Origin of the sequence: Streptosporangium sp. CA-115845 (genome assembly GCF_050943795.1) — a bacterium.
GTDB lineage: Bacteria > Actinomycetota > Actinomycetes > Streptosporangiales > Streptosporangiaceae > Streptosporangium.
Window position 1 is genome coordinate 5872577 of record NZ_CP191988.1, and the last position, 15030, is coordinate 5887606.

Sequence of the window (15030 nt, forward strand, 5' to 3'; positions counted from 1 at the left end):
TCTGACACTCGTGTCGGCCTCAGGACGGGCACATCACGCCGGCCGCCGTGGGTCCGGTTCAGAGCCCGTCACCCATACGGCTGGGCCGGAAAACCATGCCAAGGCGATGGCTCCCGAGGTGGAACGGGAGTCCGACCGCTCCCGGCCCGCCGGGAACCAGCCGCGCGCACCGGCGCGGAAGACGGTTCCCGAGACCTCGATCTCGCCCTGGAGCACGACGAACTCCTCGTCGCAGGTGTAGTGTCCACGGCCCGGACGCGCCCACCCTTCCGGAAAACGGACGAGCACCAGGAAGGATCCGCTGGCGGGGTCGGCGTGCAGCGCGGCCAGGGAAACCTCGGGGGCTGACTGGGGGATCGCGAACCCGCGCCAGGGCAGGTCGCGATCCAGGTGCGTGATCAACCGGCCAACTCGACGACCCGTCGCGCCGAGCGCACGACGGCCTCGTCGACCAGCCGGCCATGGGCGTCCAGGCATACCGCCGACCCGGCGGTCAGTGCGTCCTGGTACCTCGCCAGCACCTCCCTGGCCGCGGCGAGCAACTCGGACGACGGCGTGAACACCTCGTGGACCACCGGGATCTGGGCCGGATGGACACAGGCACGACCGAGGAAGCCAAGACGTGCCAGAGCGTGGGTGGATTCGCGGAAGGCGTCCAGGTCGCGGATCTCGACGCTCACGGGTGACACGGGGGGCGTGATCGCGGCGGCGGCGCTCGCCGCCACCACCTGCGAGCGCGCCCACAGAAGTTCCCTGGCTTCCGGTCCCGGTCGGACCCCGAGGTCGGCGGCCAGGTCCGCCTCCCCCAGCTGCAGGCGGACGACGCGAGGAGCGCGGGCGATCGCGGGGGCGGCGAACAAGGCGGCCGCGGACTCCAGCAGCGGCGTCAGCGCGACCGCGCCGGGCGCGAGCCGGGACCGCGTCTCGATCGCGTCCAGCAGCTTGGCCAGGTTTTCGATCTCTTTTGCGCTCTCGGTCTTCGCCACGCACAGGCCGGCCAGCGCTCGCCCCTCCGCGGCCCTGGCGATGGCGTCGGCGTCCGCGTGCCCAGCCTCCCCTGGATTGATCCGTACCCAGATCTCGGGACCGCCGGGGGGCCTACCACCGGAGGAGGCGAGGTTCGACAGCCAGTCGGCGACGGCCGCCCGGGCCGCGATCTTTCCGGAATGTGGAACCGCGTCCTCCAGGTCCACGATGAGCGCGTCGGCTCCGCGGCCGGCCGCCTTGGCGAGCTTGTCCGGCGCGTTGCCCGGGACGTACAGATACGAGCGCGCGGTCATCCGATACGCCCCTTCCCAGTGATCAGCGATTTGGCGATCACTATGCGCAGGATGTCGTTGGTTCCCTCGCCGATCATCATGAGCGGCGCGTCGCGGTAGAGCCGTTCGACGACGAACTCCTTGGAATACCCGTAGCCGCCGTGGATCTGCATCGCGATCAGCGCGCACTCCTGGGCGGCCTCGGAGGCGAAGACCTTGGCCATACCGGACTCCAGGTCGACCCGCTCACCCGCGTCCGCACGCGACGCGGCCCAGTAGACCAGGAGCCGGGCGGCCTGCACCTTGACCGCCAGTTCGGCGAGTTTGAGCTGGACCGCCTGGAAGTCCTGGATCGCGTGGCCGAACGCCTGACGCTGCCCTGAGTAGTGCAGCGCCTCGTCGTATGCCGCCTGGGCGACGCCGAGCGCGCGCGCGGCGACGTTGATCCGTCCCGTCTCCAGCCCGGACAGCACCTGCTTCATGCCCTGCCCCTCGACGCCGCCGAGCAGGTTCTTCACCGGTACGCGCACGTCCTCCAGCAGGACCTCGCACGACTCTGTGCCCTTGTAGCCCAGCTTGGGGAGATCGCGCAGCACGGTGAAGCCGGGCGTTTCGCGCTCGACGAGGATCACCGACATGCCCAGGTGCGCCGGGGTGGTCTGGGAGGTCTTGACCAGTACCGGCAGCGGATCGGCGTACCGTGCGTTGGTGATCCACGTTTTGGCGCCGTTGATGACGTAGGAGTCGCCGTCACGGCGCGCCGTGGTGGTGATCCCCTGCAGGTCGCTTCCGGCACCCGGCTCGGTCAGGCCGATGCCGCTGCGCCGCACCCCGGTGGCGAGGTCGGGAAGGAAACGGGCGCGTTGTTCCTCGGTGCCGTGCCTGGCGATCATCCAGCAGGCCAGCGAGTGAGAGCCGATCGTCCCGGCCACGCCCATCCACGCCTTGGAGAGCTCCTCGAAGACCAGGGCGAAGGACACCATGTCCGCTCCGAGTCCGCCGTACTCCTCTGGCACGGTGAGCCCGAACAGGCCCATGTCCTTCATCTTGTCGACGATCTCGGTGGGATAGCGGTCGGTCGCCTCCCATTCCTGGGCCACCGGGCGGATGTCCTTGTCGGCGAACTCGCGCAGCGTGTCGCGGAACAGCCGCTGTTCGGTGGAAAGTTCGAAATCCATTGTTCAGTCCTCCATCGGCCGGAAAACGGGGAGGTGACGGCCGTCAGGCAGCGGCCGCCAGTCGACGCGCACCGGCATGTCACAGACCCAGTCGGCGTCGCCGATCAGGTTGGTGAGCAGGATCGGCCCCTCGGCGAGCCGGACCCGGGCGACGACGTACGGCGGTTCCATGCCGGGCGTCGGGGCGCGGTGGACGACGGTGAAGGAGTCGACCACGCCGAGGCCGGAGATCGGTGCGAACTCCAGCTCGGTGTTTCCGCAGGAGGTGCAGAGCAGACGCGGGTAGTGCTGGCGGTGGTCGCAGGCCCGGCAGCTCTGGAGGACGAGCCTGCGCTCTCGCGTGGCATCCCAGAACGCCTCCGACACCTCGTCGTGCGCGCTCATCGATCCACTCCCAGCAGCACGGTGGCATGGGCGGAGAGGATGCCACCCGTCCCGTGCGCCAGCGCGACCTCGGCGCCCTCGACCTGGCGCGTGCCGCACTCGCCTCGCAGTTGCCGGACCGCCTCGACGAGCAGGAGCAGGCCGTACTGGCCGGGGTGGTTGTAGGACAGGCCGCCTCCGCTGGTGTTGAGCGGGAACGAGCCGCCTGGCCGGATTCGGCCGTTCGAGATGAACTCGCCCGCTTCACCGGCCCCGCAGAAGCCGAGCCCCTCCAGCGTGAGCAGCACAGTGATGGTGAAGGAGTCATAGATCTGGGCGACGTCCACGTCGGCGGCGGTCAGTCCCGCGCGTGCGAACGCGGCCTCCCCCGATCGGGCGGCGCCGGTGACGGTCAGGTCCGGTACGGCGGTCATGGACGTGTTGGTGGCACACTCGCCGTACCCGAGCACGAGCACCGGCGGCCGGGGCAGATCGCGCGCGCGTTCCCGTGAGGTCAGCACGACGGCGCCGCCCCCGTCGGTGACGAGGCAGGCGTCCGCCGCGGTCAGCGGCGACGACACCGGCGGAGCCGACAGCACGTCGTCGACCGTCAGCGGTCCGGCGCCGTACCTGAACGCCTTGGGGTTGAGCAGCGCCCACTCCCGGGCCGCGACCGCGACTTCGGCGAGCGACTCCCGCCCGGCCCGGTAGGTGTGCAGGTAGCGCTGCGCGGCCATCGCGTAGTAAGAGAAGGGGTAGAGCGGGCCGTACGGCGTCTCGAACCGCGCCTCCGGAGTGTGCTCCTCGACCACGCCGGCCAGTGACCGGGAGCGGGCCGACCGCTGGTTCGACCCGTAGGAGATCACCACGGTACGACACTGTCCCGCTTCGATGGCCTGAGCGGCGCGCGCGACGTACATCTCGAACGCGCAGCCTCCGGCGAAGGTGGACTCGGTCCAGACGGGCTGGATACCCAGGTAGTCGGCCATCTGTGTGGCGGAGAAGCGGGAAACGCCCGAGGTGGCGAGGCCGTCCACCTCCGAGAGGGGAAGCCCGGCATCGGCGAGCGCCCTGGTGATGGCCTGCGCCTGCAGGGTCAAGATCGACTTGCCCGTGACACCGAGGTCGGATTCGGCGGCCCCGACGATCGCCACACCGGTCATGCCGCCTCCCCCGACTCGCAGCCGCGTTCGCCGACGGCGCGGTACCCACCGATCCGCTCGCTGATGACGATGCCCCTCTCACACATCCGGCACCTCCGGAGAGGAGTACGGCGCCACCTCGGCGACGCCGGTGGCGACCCCCCTCTCGCCCACGGTGATCCGCTGCTCGATCGTGGCCCGCCCTCCGTCCACGGCGGTGACCGTGCCGGTGACACGTACCGTCTCCCCGGCGAAGACCATCGCCGTAAGCCGGAACCGCAGGCGCCGCAGCAAGACCCGCGGGCCGAGCCAGTCCTGCACCTGTTCGGCGAGGAGCGCGCCCAGCACCTGTCCGTCCACCACGGGCGCGTCAAGCCCACGCTCCCGCAGATAGCCGAGGTCGTAGTGCAGGCGGTGCCAGTCCCAGGTGGCGCCCGCGTAGGCGACCATGTCGGCCACCTGGATCGTGCGCTCCAGCGCGGGGGCCACATCGCCGGTCTTCATCCGGCCTCCACGTAGATCAGGGTCTCCTCGTTGGTGGCCAGCGTTTCGTCGTGCTGGTTGGTGTAGACGGCCCGGGAGATGACGAAGACCTTGCCCGCCTTCTCCGTCACGCTCTCGACACGCCAGGTGGCGGTGATCACGTCGTCGGGGTGGGCGGGGCGATGGAAGGTGTAGTCGTTGCCACCGCGTACCAACCGGGTGCCGGGGATGTCGATGTTCCAGCTGTGTCCGGCGTATCCGTCGTCGTCGCGAGGCAGCCCCGCGTACTGGTTGGTCTCGCAGATCAGCGTGGGCGGCGCGATGACGTCGCGGTGGCCGTGGGCCCGGGCGTACTCGGCGTCGGTGTAAAGCGGGTTGTCGTCCCCGACGGCGAGTGCGTAGTAGCGAAGCGCGGCACGGCCCAGCGGCTCGGGCGCCGTATAGACGGCCTCCCGCCCGACCATGGCCCTGATCTCGTCGGTCAGCATGCCGCTCACCGCGACGCCGCCACAGGGACGACCTCGATGAGGAACTCCGGGCGGAGCAGGGCGGAGCAGACGACGGCGGTCACCGTCGCGTCCCCGAAGTACGACGCACGCAGGTCGGCGATCCCGGGGTACCCGGCCGCCCCCTCGGGGGTGACGTACTCGATGAGATGGGTCACATCCCGGCCGCCAAGCCCGGCCTCGCGGAGCACCGCGACGATGCCCGCGTAGGTGAACTCCGCCTGCGCGAGGAGGTCATCCGCGAAGATGGCCTTCTGCGTGGCGGGCTCCAGGGCGCCGAACCCCGACATGAAGAGCGTCTCGCCGGCCGCGAGACCCGGTTTGTAGGTCAACGTCTCATACCGCCGCCACCCGGGGTTGATTGTGCGTAGCGGGGCGCGTGAAGCGATCGCGTGCAGCGATACCAGCGCGCCGGGCAGCAGCGGCTGGTCGACGAGGATGCCGGCGGCGCCGGGGAACACGGGCGCACCGTCGGTGCCCGTCCCGCCGAGGACCTCGCGTCGTGGCCGCCCACAGCGCGGATACTCGGCGCGGGTCTCGGTCGTGGTGTGGTCGACGGTCCTTACGAGCGCTTCGGGGCCGAGCCCCACCGCCTTGAGCAGGTCGGCGGCGCGGTCCAGGCAGTAACGGTACTGCGCGCGGAAGTCACCCGGGTGAACGAGTCCGCCGACGTCGCAGGGCGCGATGCCCGGCAGATACATGACATCGCCGGCGACCATCAGCGTGCCGCGGTGGAAGCCCTCGTCGGGATGGACCTCGACCGGTTCCCCGCCTCCTGGGTAGGCGGTCAGCTCGATCGCGTAGGACTCCGCCGCGTCGAAGAGCGCCGCCACCGGGACGGTCGCGACCGGCACGGCGTGGCCGCCGAGGAACTGCGTCCTGGCGACGGTGATGGCCTCGTAGTCGGCCAACGCCGCCGCGGTGACGTACTCGACGATGTGTACCACGTCGGCGACACCCAGCCTGGCCGCGCGGAGCTCGGCCTCCGCGCCGGCATAGCCGGGTACGGCGGGCAGATAGACGGTCATCCGATCCTCTCCAATGTGTTCATCCATGGTCCTCACGAAGCGGGCGCCGACCCTGCCGCACACACTCGCTCCCCGGCCTCGCCCGCCGGGGTCAACGCCTGGCGCCCGGCGCCGCCGCCTGCACCTGGGTCAACGCGGTCATGAGCGGGACGAGCGAGGGCTGTGCCTCCAGGTCGGCCACGATCTCCGCGACGCGCTCGGCGGTGGTACCACCGCCCAGGTTGGCCAGGGCCTTGGCCCGGACGAGGTCGTCGAGGCCGGGATCCTCGGGGCCGCCTCCGCTGCGCTGCACCTCCGCCGTCACCTGAGAGCCGTCGGTGAGTAGCGCGGTCACCCTGCCCGGCTGGTCGGCTGCCGCCCCGCCGAAGTCGACGACCCGGTGCCGTACCTGGGAGGCGAGGAAGGACAGGTCCGCCCGGCCGAGGTCTTCGAAGGTGTCCGCGGTGACCGCGCCGTCGACCAGCATCGCGGCCAGGCACCACGGAAGGGAGAACTTCGCGGCGTAGGGCGAGACGGGCCGCTCCTTGCCGGGCCCGCACACGAACTGGGCCGCGTCGGGGTGGATCTCGACCATGATCTCGTCGACCGCGCGCCCGGCGAGACGGGGACGCAGCTGTGCCGCCGCGTCCAGTGCCGCGTGGCTGAGCTGGCAGGCGGGATACGGCTTTACAGTGATCCGGCTCAGCTCCCAGTCTTCCCCCAGCCCGGCAGCGATCCGGTCGTCGATCCGGCGGTCGGCCAACACCGCGTAGAGGCCGTATCGGCCCTCGAACACGCTGGCCGGGCCGGTGGCGCCACGGGCGGCCAGCCGAGCCGCCAGAATGCCGCCGTGCGCGGCCAGCCCTGGATGCAGCTGTTTGGTCGACGCGCCGGTGTTGATGAACTCCATCAGACCGCCTGTCTGGCTTCCCGCGATGCCCAGGGCGTTCACGACCTGGCTGGGGGCCAGGCCGTACAGGCGGGTCGCGGCCAGTGCGGCGGCGAACACGCCGCACACCGACGTCGCGTGCAGCCCCCGTGCGTGGAAGCCGTGCGGGGCGGCGGCCCCCAGCCGGCAGATCGTCTCCAGTCCTACGACTGCCGCCGTCAGCACCTCCGCTCCGCTCGCGCCGGTCTCCTCGCCGACCGCCAGCACGGCGGGCAGCACCGGCGCGGTGGCGTGCACCAGCCCTCTGGCATGGGTGTCGTCGAAGTCCAGCGCGTGGACGAGCGTCCCGTTGGCCAGCGCGGCGGCGGGAGCTCCCACTTTGGGTCCGCCCCCGATGATGGACGCCTCCGGCGGCCCGCCGAGATCCGCTGCCACCGCGAGGGCGGCCTGCGCCGTGCAGTGCCTGACCGCGGCCGCCGCGGTGGCCAGGCCGTCGAGCAGGTGCCGCAGCGCCGCCGCCCGCACCCGTTCTGGCACGTCGCCGGGGCGTAGCCGGGTCGCCCAGTCGGCGAGGCGCGCCGCGACCGTGGCATCGGGCCCGCTGGTCATGAGGCGTCTCCGCCGGCCCCCAGGGGGCCGAAGGCGCCGCGCTCTCCCAGCGTGTCGATCCACGCCTGGTCGTAGCCGAGCAGATCACCCAGCACGTACCCCGCGTCCTCGTTCCGGCGCGGCGCACGGCGGTAGCCGGGACGCTGGTCACCCACCCGCACTGGCGACGCCAGGTTCCGCAGCGTGCCGTACCGGGGATGTTCCGTGGTCACGATGAGATCACGCGCGATGGTGTGCGGCTCGGTCAGCGCACGTTCCACGGTGTTGACCTGGCCGCAGGGGACCCCTGCCGGGATCAGCTCGGCCAGCCACTCGGCGGTGGTGCGGGTGCTGAAGACATCCTCCAGCAGCGGCAGCAACTCGGCCGCCCGCGCCCCGCGTCCGGCGGAGGTGGCGTACGGCGAGTCCGGCGCGGCCCACTCCGGGTGGCCGAGGAGCGTGGCGAGCCGCTGCCAGAACTTCTCCTTCGCGCATCCCACGACCATCCAGCCGTCCGAGGTGCGGAAGACCTGGAACGGCACCAGCGAGGGATGCGCCGAGTGCCGGGTGCGCGCCGGGCTGTGGCCCGCGTTGAGGTGCCACACTCCGAGATAGGTGAGCAGCGAGATCGCGGTGTCGTACAGCGACACGTCGCAGTCCATCCCCACCCCGTCGCGGCGCGCGGCGTACAACCCGGCCAGCAGCGCGAGCGCAGCCACGAACCCGCCGGAGTAGTCGACCATCGACAGGCCCGACTTGGTCGGCGGCCCCTCGGGCTCACCGGTGACGTCCATCCACCCGGCCAGCCCCTGCAGGATGTAGTCGTACCCGGGCTCGCTCGCACGCGGCCCGGTCATGCCGAAGCCGGTCAGCGAGCAGCACACGATCCGGGGGTTGAGGTGCTTTAGCGCGTCGTAGGTGATGCCGATCTTCTCCGGCACGTCACCGCGCAGGTTGGAGTAGACCGCGTCCGCGCCGCGTACCAGGTCCTCGAACACCTCACGTCCGGAAGGGGTCGTGAGGTCCAGCGACAGCGACCGCTTGTTACGGTTGAACGCCTCGAAGAACAGCGAATCCTCGCCCTCGGCGTAGGGCGGCACGTAGCGGCCGACGTCTCCTCCGGAACGCGGTTCCTCGATCTTGATGACCTCGGCGCCGAGGTCGGCCAGGTGCAGCGAGCCGAAGGGGCCGGCGCCGTACTGCTCGACGCTGATGATCCGTACGTCTTCAAGAGGACGCTTCACGTCAGGTCTCCGATGAGCTCGATGATCCGTTCCTGGGCCCGCCGGGTCTCCTCGGCCGAGATGCCGTGCGTGGGCGGGGTGAGCTTGACGGTGTCGGCCAAGCCCTCGTAGGCGGCGAGCCTCTCCCGCACCTGGGCCGCTGTGCCCGACAAGGTGAGCCGATCGACCATGTGGTCGGGGATGACGTCGGCGAGGTCGTCGGCGGCGGCCCCTGCCGCGAACGCCTCGACGACCGCGCCCTGCTCGGCGGCCAGGCCGTGGAAGTCGAAGAAGCCGGCGTAGGTCCGCACCGACGCGTAGAAGCCGACCAGCCCCGCGGCCCTTCGATAGGCCGCACGAGGGTCGTCGTCGATAGAACAGCAGGCGGACACCACGACATCGAAGTCGCTCCGCTTGCGGCCTGCCCCAGAAAGGCCCTCCTCGATCCAGGGAAGCAGCCGTTCACCCAGATAGGCGGGCGAGCACAGCTCGTGGGAGATCCAGCCCTCGGCCACCCTGGCGGCCATCCGGGTCATCGCGGGGCCGACAGCGGCGACGTAGACCGGGATGCGGTCTCGCACGATCGGGAAGGGCCGCTGATATCCCCTGATCCGCAGGCTCTGTTGCTGCCCCGTCAGCTCGATCGGCTCGCCGGAGCCGCAGGTCGCCACGAACTGCCTCACGCACGCCACGGTCTCGCGCAGCCGCGCGACCGGTTTGTCCCAGTGCACCCCGTGCCAGTCCTCGTTCATCCGCCGAACGCCGCTGCCAAGGCCGAGAATGAACCGCCCGCCCGACACCTCATCCAGGTCGAGCGCCTCCAGCGCGGTGATCACAGGGCTGCGGGTGAAGGCGAGCGCGATAGCGGTGCCGATCCCCGCCGTGCTGGTGGCGGCGGCGAGGACGGCTGCGGGAATCATCGCACTTCGGTGCAGTTCGGGCACCCACAGGACCTCGGCGCCGGCCTCCTCCGCGGCTTTGCCGGCCGCGGCGAGTTCGTCGAGGGTCTCCCCCCATGGGCCATAGGTGATCCTCATGTGAGCGGACCTGACTTGGCGACGGGGAAGTAGTCCTTGTCGTGGGGGGCGTCGCGCCGGTAGATCATGACGCTGCGCCGCCAGGACATGATCTCGTCCCCGTCCTGGTTCAGGCCGCGGGTACGGCACGTCATGATCCCGGCGTAGGGCCGCGACCGCGACTCGCGCTTGTCCAGGACGACCGACTCGGCGTAGATGGTGTCCCCGACGAACACGGGATGGCTGAGCTTGATCTCCTCCCAGCCCAGGTTCATGATCGCGTTCTGGCTCATGTCGGAGACCGAGATGCCCAGGACCACCGCCACCGACAGACCCGAGTTGACGATCATCTTGCCGTATGGCGCCCGGGCGGCGAAGTCGGCGTTGAAGTGGTTCTGATTGGTGTTCATCGTCAGCAGCGTGAACCACGTGTTGTCCGCCTCGGTGATCGTACGCCCCAGCGGGTGCTGGTAGACGTCTCCGACCTCGAAGTCCTCGTAATACCGGCCTGGCCTTGCCTCGTGCAGCGCCACATCGCTCCTCGCGTCAATGGTCCACGCACTACCCACATCTCAGCCCGAGTGTTAATTTCCATTTATAGGAACGCAATTTCATTTTGGGAAGGCCTTGTGACGAACCTTTCGTACCGAGCCCTCGCCCTGCAGACCGCCACGCACTCGGTGAGCGGGATGTCAGTCGGCGACGCCCGCGCGGCGATGAGAACCGCCGTCTCGCGCATCGCCACGCAGGTGAGAGCGTCGAAGCAGTGGATAGGGCCAGATCTGCGCCTGATCGTGCTCCCCGAGTACGCACTGACCGGATTCCCGCTCGGCGAGTCGATCCCGCTGTGGCGGGAGAAGGCGGCGCTGGACCCGGGCGGCCCGGAGTACGAGGCACTCGCCGCCATCGCCCAGGAGCAGGACGTCTACCTGGCGGGCAACGCCTATGAGAGCGACGAGCACTTCCCTGAGCTGTACTTCCAGACGTCGTTCGTCATCGACCCGGCCGGCGACGTCGTGCTGCGCTGCCGCCGGCTGTACTCGATGTACTCCCCGACCCCGTTCGACGTCTGGGACCGCTACCTCGACGTCCACGGTGCCGACGCCCTGATTCCCGTGGCTCGCACCCCGATCGGCAACCTCGCGGCCATCTCGTCCGAGGAGATCCTCTACCCTGAGCTGGCCCGCTCCCTGGCCCTGCGCGGAGCGGAGGTGCTGTGCCATCCCACCTCCGAGTCGTCCAGCCCGCTCCTCACGCCGAAGGCGATCGCGCGCCGGGCGCGCGCGATCGAGAACCTCGCGTACGTGGTCTCGGCCAACACCGGGGGTCTCACCGGCCTCGGCATCCCCGCCGACTCCACCTCCGGCGGCTCCGAACTGATCGACTTCGAGGGGCGCACCCTGGCCCAGGCCGGCTCGGGAGAGAGCCTGGTGGCCGCCGCCGAGCTCGATCTCGGTGCGCTGCGCCGCTTCCGAGGCCGCCCCGGCATGGGCAACCTGCTCTCCCGCGCCAAACCGGCACTGTGGGCGGCCGAGTACGGCCGCCACGAAGGTGAGCAGCCCAACGGGCTGGATGGGAAGGTTCCGGATCGCGCGTGGTTCAAAGAGCGTCAGGCGGAGACGATCACACGCCTGCGAGCGGCGGGGGTGATCGAGTGACTGCCGGAACGTACCAGGTTCGGGATCCGCGCACCGACGAGATCGAACGACCCCTGCGTCCGCCCACCCCGGCAGGGCTGACCGATCTGGCGGCCCGGCTGCGCACCGCCCAACCACGCTGGGTCGCGATCCCTCCCACCCGACGCGCGGCGGCGCTCCTGGCGTGGCGGGAGGAGATCGCCTCGGCGCGGGACGAGCTCGTGGCGGCGCTCACCGCCGACACCGGCCGGCTCACCGAATCCGTGATCGAAGTGGACAGCGTCCTTGGCATGCTGGAACGCTGGGCCGCTCAGGCGCCCGCGCTGCTGGCGCCGCCGACGCCGCGGCAGGCGGCCGTGCCCGGCATCGAGATCCGTGCCGGCGGCGTGCCCTATCCCCTCGTCGGCGTGATCTCCCCATGGAACTTTCCGCTGCTTCTGGGGCTGATCGACGCGATCCCCGCCTTGGCAGCGGGCTGTGCCGTGCTGGTAAAGCCAAGCGAGGTCACGCCCCGTTTCATCGTCCCCCTGATGAAGACCGTCGCCCGGGTCCCTGAGCTCTCCGAGGTCGTCGCGGTCGTCGAGGGCGACGGCGCCACCGGTGCGATCGTCGTGAACCTGGTGGACGCCGTCGCCTTCACCGGCAGCGTCCCGACCGGACGGATCGTGGCCGCCGCCGCGGCCGAGCTGTTCATCCCAGCCTTCCTTGAGCTGGGTGGCAAGGATCCCGCGATCGTCGTCGCGGGCGCCGACCTCGACAGGGCCAGCTCGTCGATCCTGTGGGGCGCGACCACCAACGCCGGCCAGTCCTGCCTGTCGATCGAGCGGGTCTACGTCGAGGAGACCGTCTTCGATGAGTTCGTGAGCCGGCTGGTGGACAAGGCCGAGCGGCTCAAGCTCGCCTATCCTCAGCCAGATGCCGGCCAGATCGGCCCCGTGATCGATCCAGCGCAGGCGGAGGTGATCGAGCGGCACCTCACGGATGCCCTGGAGAAGGGGGCCACCGTCCGATGCGGGGGGCGGATCGAGCGCCTCGGCGGCGGCAGGTGGTGCCGGCCGACCGTGCTGACCGACGTCGACCACGGCATGCTCGTCATGACCGAGGAGACGTTCGGACCCGTCATCCCCGTCATGGCCGCCCGTGACGCCGACCACGCGGTGGAGCTGGCCAACGACTCGGTCTACGGGCTGTCGGGCGCGGTCTTCGCCGCCGACGCCGAAGCCGCGCTGGCCGTCGCCGAACGTCTCCGTGTCGGAGCGGTCAGCATCAACGACTGCGCGCTCACCGCGTTCGTCCACGAAGGGGAGAAGAACTCTTTCAACAGTTCCGGGCTCGGCAGCTCACGCATGGGGCACGCATCCTTGAACCGCTTCCTGCGCCGGCGCTCCTACTTGATCAACAACTCCGCCCAGCCCGACCCGTGGTGGCACTGACATCGGTGGTGACCACGTGCTCTCCAGCCGGGTGAGGCCCGCGCGACACCGCGCCGTGACCGGCTTCGTCGCCGCTACCGCTACTGTCCGTATCGGTAGCGGCGACGACGGTGATGCGTGATCACGTCTGGGAGTCCATGCTCTACCCGGCCGCCGAGCCAGGTGCGGAGATCGAGCTCGACGTGGCGGCGGCGCCGCTGCGCACGATCGGCGAGCCGTACGAGGAGAAGGTGCGGCCGCGTACGGCGTACCACGCGAAGTTCTCCGGGCCGTACACGGTGGCGAGCGCCCTGATCCGGGGCGAGCATCTGCCTGGGTGAAGCCCGACAGCACGGCTGGCGGCACCGCGACGATCCAGATCAAGGCCGTCGCCGGCCCACGGCCCCGAACTGTCACATGGCGCCGACCGCCCCCGTGACGTAGGGGAACAGCCAGATCGCCCAGACAAAGAGGCTGAACCTATGAAAGCTCCGCTTCTCGCTCGGCCGATCGCGCACCAGCACGATGACGGACCAGATCAGGTGGACAGCCATGAGAATCAGGGCGAGGGCACCACTGACGATCATGATCGAGTTGAGGACTGAGGCCGTTTCGCCGGCGGCGGCGCGGTCGTCGGCGATCAGGCTCATCAGGAAGGTGCCGGTGGCGTCGCAGATCAGGCCAAGAAGGAAGGCACCCGCGTGCCACCACTTCAGCGACCTCCGCAGGCGTTCGGCCCAGACACCGACGGTGTAGAACAAGAGGGCCAGTGTAATGATCACAATGGCGAGCGGCAGCATGGACTCACTCCTCGGGCATGCGGTGAGATGAACGGGGCGGGGGCCATCACGGGGAACGGATGAGCCCCTTCTTCGTAGCGGCGGCTACCGCGGCGGTGCGGGAGTCGACGCCGAGTTTGGTATAGATGTGCACCAGGTGCGTCTTGACGGTGGTCTCACTCAGGAACAGCCACTTGCTGATCTGCCGGTTGGTCAGGCCCTCGGCGACATGGCCGAGCACATCCAGTTCCCTGGGGCTCAGCGTGGCGTCCGGGGCGCGTACCCGGCCCAGCAGGCGGGAGGCGACACTGGGCGCGAGGGCGCTGGCACCGGTCGCCGCGGAGCGGATCGCCGCGTGCAGATCATCGGAGGGGGCGTCTCTGAGCAGGTAGCCGGTAGCTCCCGCCTTGATCGCGGCCAGGATGTCCGCGTCGGTGTCGAAGGTGGTGAGCACCAGCACCCGGGGGCCGCCATCGGAGACGATGCGTTTGGTGGCCTGACTCCCGTGGACGCCCGGGCCGAGTTGAAGATCCATCAGAACCACGTCGGGGCGGAGCCGGCGTGCCGCCTCGACGCCCTCCTCACCGGTGGCGGCTTCCCCCACCAGTTCGAAGTCGGGCTGACCGGCGAGCATCGCGCGGATGCCCGAACGCACCACAGGGTGATCGTCCACCAGGAGGATGCGTATCGGCGACATCATCGGCCTTCTCTCAGCGGCAGGGTGGCGACGACGGCGGTGCCCTCTCCCGGGGCGGACTCGATCGGCCTCGGCGATGCGCCGCTCGGCATCCGTCGGCCTGTCCTCCAGGTCCCGGCGAGCGGCGCGCAGTAGCAGGATGATGCTGGACATGCCTTGGGCGAGGGTGTCATGGATCTCGCGCGCGAGACGCTCCCGCTCGGCCAGGCGAGCGGCCTGTCTCTCCGTCTCGACCAGCCTGCCCCTGGTGCGGATCAGGTCGTCGATCAGGACTCGGCGCTGCTCACTCTCCGAGAAGAGCGCCTTGTGGCGCCGATGGTCGGCCCGATCAGCTGAGGTGTGCTGAAACCACCCGCGTGCCAGCCGGTTGCCGCGATCGCGGCCAAGGTCAGCGCGGCGACGCCGGGCAGTGCGACGACCAGCGGCAGCAGGTGCAGGTAGGCGAAGAAGAGCGGGAAGGCCAGCCAGACGAACTGCGGCCCGTTCATCGCCAGGACCGCCCATCCGAGCGTGACCAGAACCAGCCAGACACGCCTCAGGAACAGGTGGGTGCGACCACCGAAATGCGGTAGGCGGTCCTCAACGGCGATCCCCGCTCCGTAGAGCGCTCCCAGGATAAAGCCGCCGACCGCGAGGACCATGCGGTCCTCACTGATGCTTCCAGCCACCGCGATCACGAGCAGGACTGTGAAGGTGCCATGGATGGCCCATCTCAGCAACCTGAGCGCGGGAGGGAACGGAAGGTCCATCATTTCTAACACAGGGTAAGCGGCCGACATCGCATCCCACATCGTTCAAAAGGTGTATTTCTGGCTGACCGAAGGAGCGAGCTAGGGCTGAACATCCTCACG

At 69.9% G+C, this 15030-nt stretch carries 18 protein-coding genes; 3 read left to right on the forward strand and 15 right to left on the reverse strand.

From position 1 onward, the window contains the following. Positions 1 to 33 precede the first annotated feature (33 nt). The 12 genes from ACQP0P_RS28755 to ACQP0P_RS28810 all read right to left on the reverse strand — a co-directional run bounded on the left by ACQP0P_RS28755 (position 34) and on the right by ACQP0P_RS28810 (position 10187). A complete protein-coding gene (locus tag ACQP0P_RS28755; protein ID WP_433360073.1) occupies positions 34 to 402 on the reverse strand; it encodes a cupin domain-containing protein in 369 nt (122 codons plus the stop codon). Further along, the gene (locus tag ACQP0P_RS28760) at positions 399 to 1280 is read right to left on the reverse strand and encodes an HpcH/HpaI aldolase/citrate lyase family protein (protein WP_433360076.1); all 882 of its coding nucleotides are present in this window, start codon (positions 1278 to 1280) and stop codon (positions 399 to 401) included. Before ACQP0P_RS28760 ends, ACQP0P_RS28755 begins: the two co-directional genes overlap by 4 nt. Beyond that, on the reverse strand, positions 1277 to 2437 hold the full coding sequence (locus tag ACQP0P_RS28765; protein ID WP_433360079.1) for an acyl-CoA dehydrogenase family protein: 1161 nt from the start codon (positions 2435 to 2437) through the stop codon (positions 1277 to 1279). The genes ACQP0P_RS28760 and ACQP0P_RS28765 overlap by 4 nt, the downstream gene beginning before the upstream one ends. Positions 2438 to 2440: 3 nt before the next feature. Then, the gene (locus ACQP0P_RS28770; protein WP_433360082.1) at positions 2441 to 2821 is read right to left on the reverse strand and encodes a Zn-ribbon domain-containing OB-fold protein; all 381 of its coding nucleotides are present in this window, start codon (positions 2819 to 2821) and stop codon (positions 2441 to 2443) included. Further along, positions 2818 to 3963 carry an acetyl-CoA acetyltransferase gene (locus tag ACQP0P_RS28775; protein WP_433360085.1) on the reverse strand — a complete coding sequence of 382 codons (1146 nt, stop codon included), beginning with the start codon at positions 3961 to 3963 and terminating at the stop codon, positions 2818 to 2820. The genes ACQP0P_RS28770 and ACQP0P_RS28775 overlap by 4 nt, the downstream gene beginning before the upstream one ends. Before the next feature lie 78 nt (positions 3964 to 4041). Then, the gene (locus ACQP0P_RS28780) at positions 4042 to 4446 is read right to left on the reverse strand and encodes a MaoC/PaaZ C-terminal domain-containing protein (RefSeq protein ID WP_433360088.1); all 405 of its coding nucleotides are present in this window, start codon (positions 4444 to 4446) and stop codon (positions 4042 to 4044) included. Then, positions 4443 to 4913, reverse strand: a complete 471-nt coding sequence (locus ACQP0P_RS28785; RefSeq protein WP_433360091.1) for a MaoC family dehydratase — start codon at positions 4911 to 4913, stop codon at positions 4443 to 4445. Before ACQP0P_RS28785 ends, ACQP0P_RS28780 begins: the two co-directional genes overlap by 4 nt. A 5-nt stretch (positions 4914 to 4918) precedes the next feature. Further along, positions 4919 to 5959, reverse strand: coding sequence for a Rid family hydrolase (locus ACQP0P_RS28790; protein ID WP_433360094.1), 1041 nt, complete (start codon positions 5957 to 5959; stop codon positions 4919 to 4921). 91 nt (positions 5960 to 6050) lie between these two features. Then, positions 6051 to 7436, reverse strand: a complete 1386-nt coding sequence (locus ACQP0P_RS28795) for an MmgE/PrpD family protein (protein ID WP_433360097.1) — start codon at positions 7434 to 7436, stop codon at positions 6051 to 6053. After that, positions 7433 to 8659, reverse strand: coding sequence for a CaiB/BaiF CoA transferase family protein (locus tag ACQP0P_RS28800; RefSeq protein WP_433360099.1), 1227 nt, complete (start codon positions 8657 to 8659; stop codon positions 7433 to 7435). The genes ACQP0P_RS28795 and ACQP0P_RS28800 overlap by 4 nt, the downstream gene beginning before the upstream one ends. Further along, positions 8656 to 9675, reverse strand: coding sequence for an LLM class flavin-dependent oxidoreductase (locus ACQP0P_RS28805; RefSeq protein ID WP_433360102.1), 1020 nt, complete (start codon positions 9673 to 9675; stop codon positions 8656 to 8658). Before ACQP0P_RS28805 ends, ACQP0P_RS28800 begins: the two co-directional genes overlap by 4 nt. Next, on the reverse strand, positions 9672 to 10187 hold the full coding sequence (locus ACQP0P_RS28810; protein ID WP_433360105.1) for a MaoC family dehydratase: 516 nt from the start codon (positions 10185 to 10187) through the stop codon (positions 9672 to 9674). The genes ACQP0P_RS28805 and ACQP0P_RS28810 overlap by 4 nt, the downstream gene beginning before the upstream one ends. Positions 10188 to 10283: 96 nt before the next feature. Here ACQP0P_RS28810 and ACQP0P_RS28815 point away from each other — a divergent pair, with 96 nt between their 5' ends. From ACQP0P_RS28815 to ACQP0P_RS28825, 3 genes are all read left to right on the forward strand, one after another. Then, complete coding sequence (locus ACQP0P_RS28815; RefSeq protein ID WP_433360108.1) at positions 10284 to 11312, forward strand: nitrilase-related carbon-nitrogen hydrolase; 1029 nt, start codon at positions 10284 to 10286, stop codon at positions 11310 to 11312. Beyond that, complete coding sequence (locus ACQP0P_RS28820; RefSeq protein ID WP_433360111.1) at positions 11309 to 12724, forward strand: aldehyde dehydrogenase family protein; 1416 nt, start codon at positions 11309 to 11311, stop codon at positions 12722 to 12724. Before ACQP0P_RS28815 ends, ACQP0P_RS28820 begins: the two co-directional genes overlap by 4 nt. A 113-nt stretch (positions 12725 to 12837) precedes the next feature. After that, positions 12838 to 13044, forward strand: a complete 207-nt coding sequence (locus tag ACQP0P_RS28825; RefSeq protein WP_433360114.1) for a hypothetical protein — start codon at positions 12838 to 12840, stop codon at positions 13042 to 13044. A 72-nt stretch (positions 13045 to 13116) separates the two neighbouring features. On the opposite strand, the gene ACQP0P_RS28830 is transcribed toward ACQP0P_RS28825, so the two are convergent. From ACQP0P_RS28830 to ACQP0P_RS28840, 3 genes are all read right to left on the reverse strand, one after another. Further along, a complete protein-coding gene (locus ACQP0P_RS28830; RefSeq protein WP_433360117.1) occupies positions 13117 to 13503 on the reverse strand; it encodes an HsmA family protein in 387 nt (128 codons plus the stop codon). A gap of 46 nt (positions 13504 to 13549) precedes the next feature. Continuing rightward, complete coding sequence (locus ACQP0P_RS28835) at positions 13550 to 14332, reverse strand: response regulator (RefSeq protein WP_433360120.1); 783 nt, start codon at positions 14330 to 14332, stop codon at positions 13550 to 13552. Positions 14333 to 14445: 113 nt separating this feature from the next. After that, complete coding sequence (locus ACQP0P_RS28840) at positions 14446 to 14931, reverse strand: hypothetical protein (protein ID WP_433360123.1); 486 nt, start codon at positions 14929 to 14931, stop codon at positions 14446 to 14448. Between the last annotated feature and the right edge of the window lie 99 nt (positions 14932 to 15030).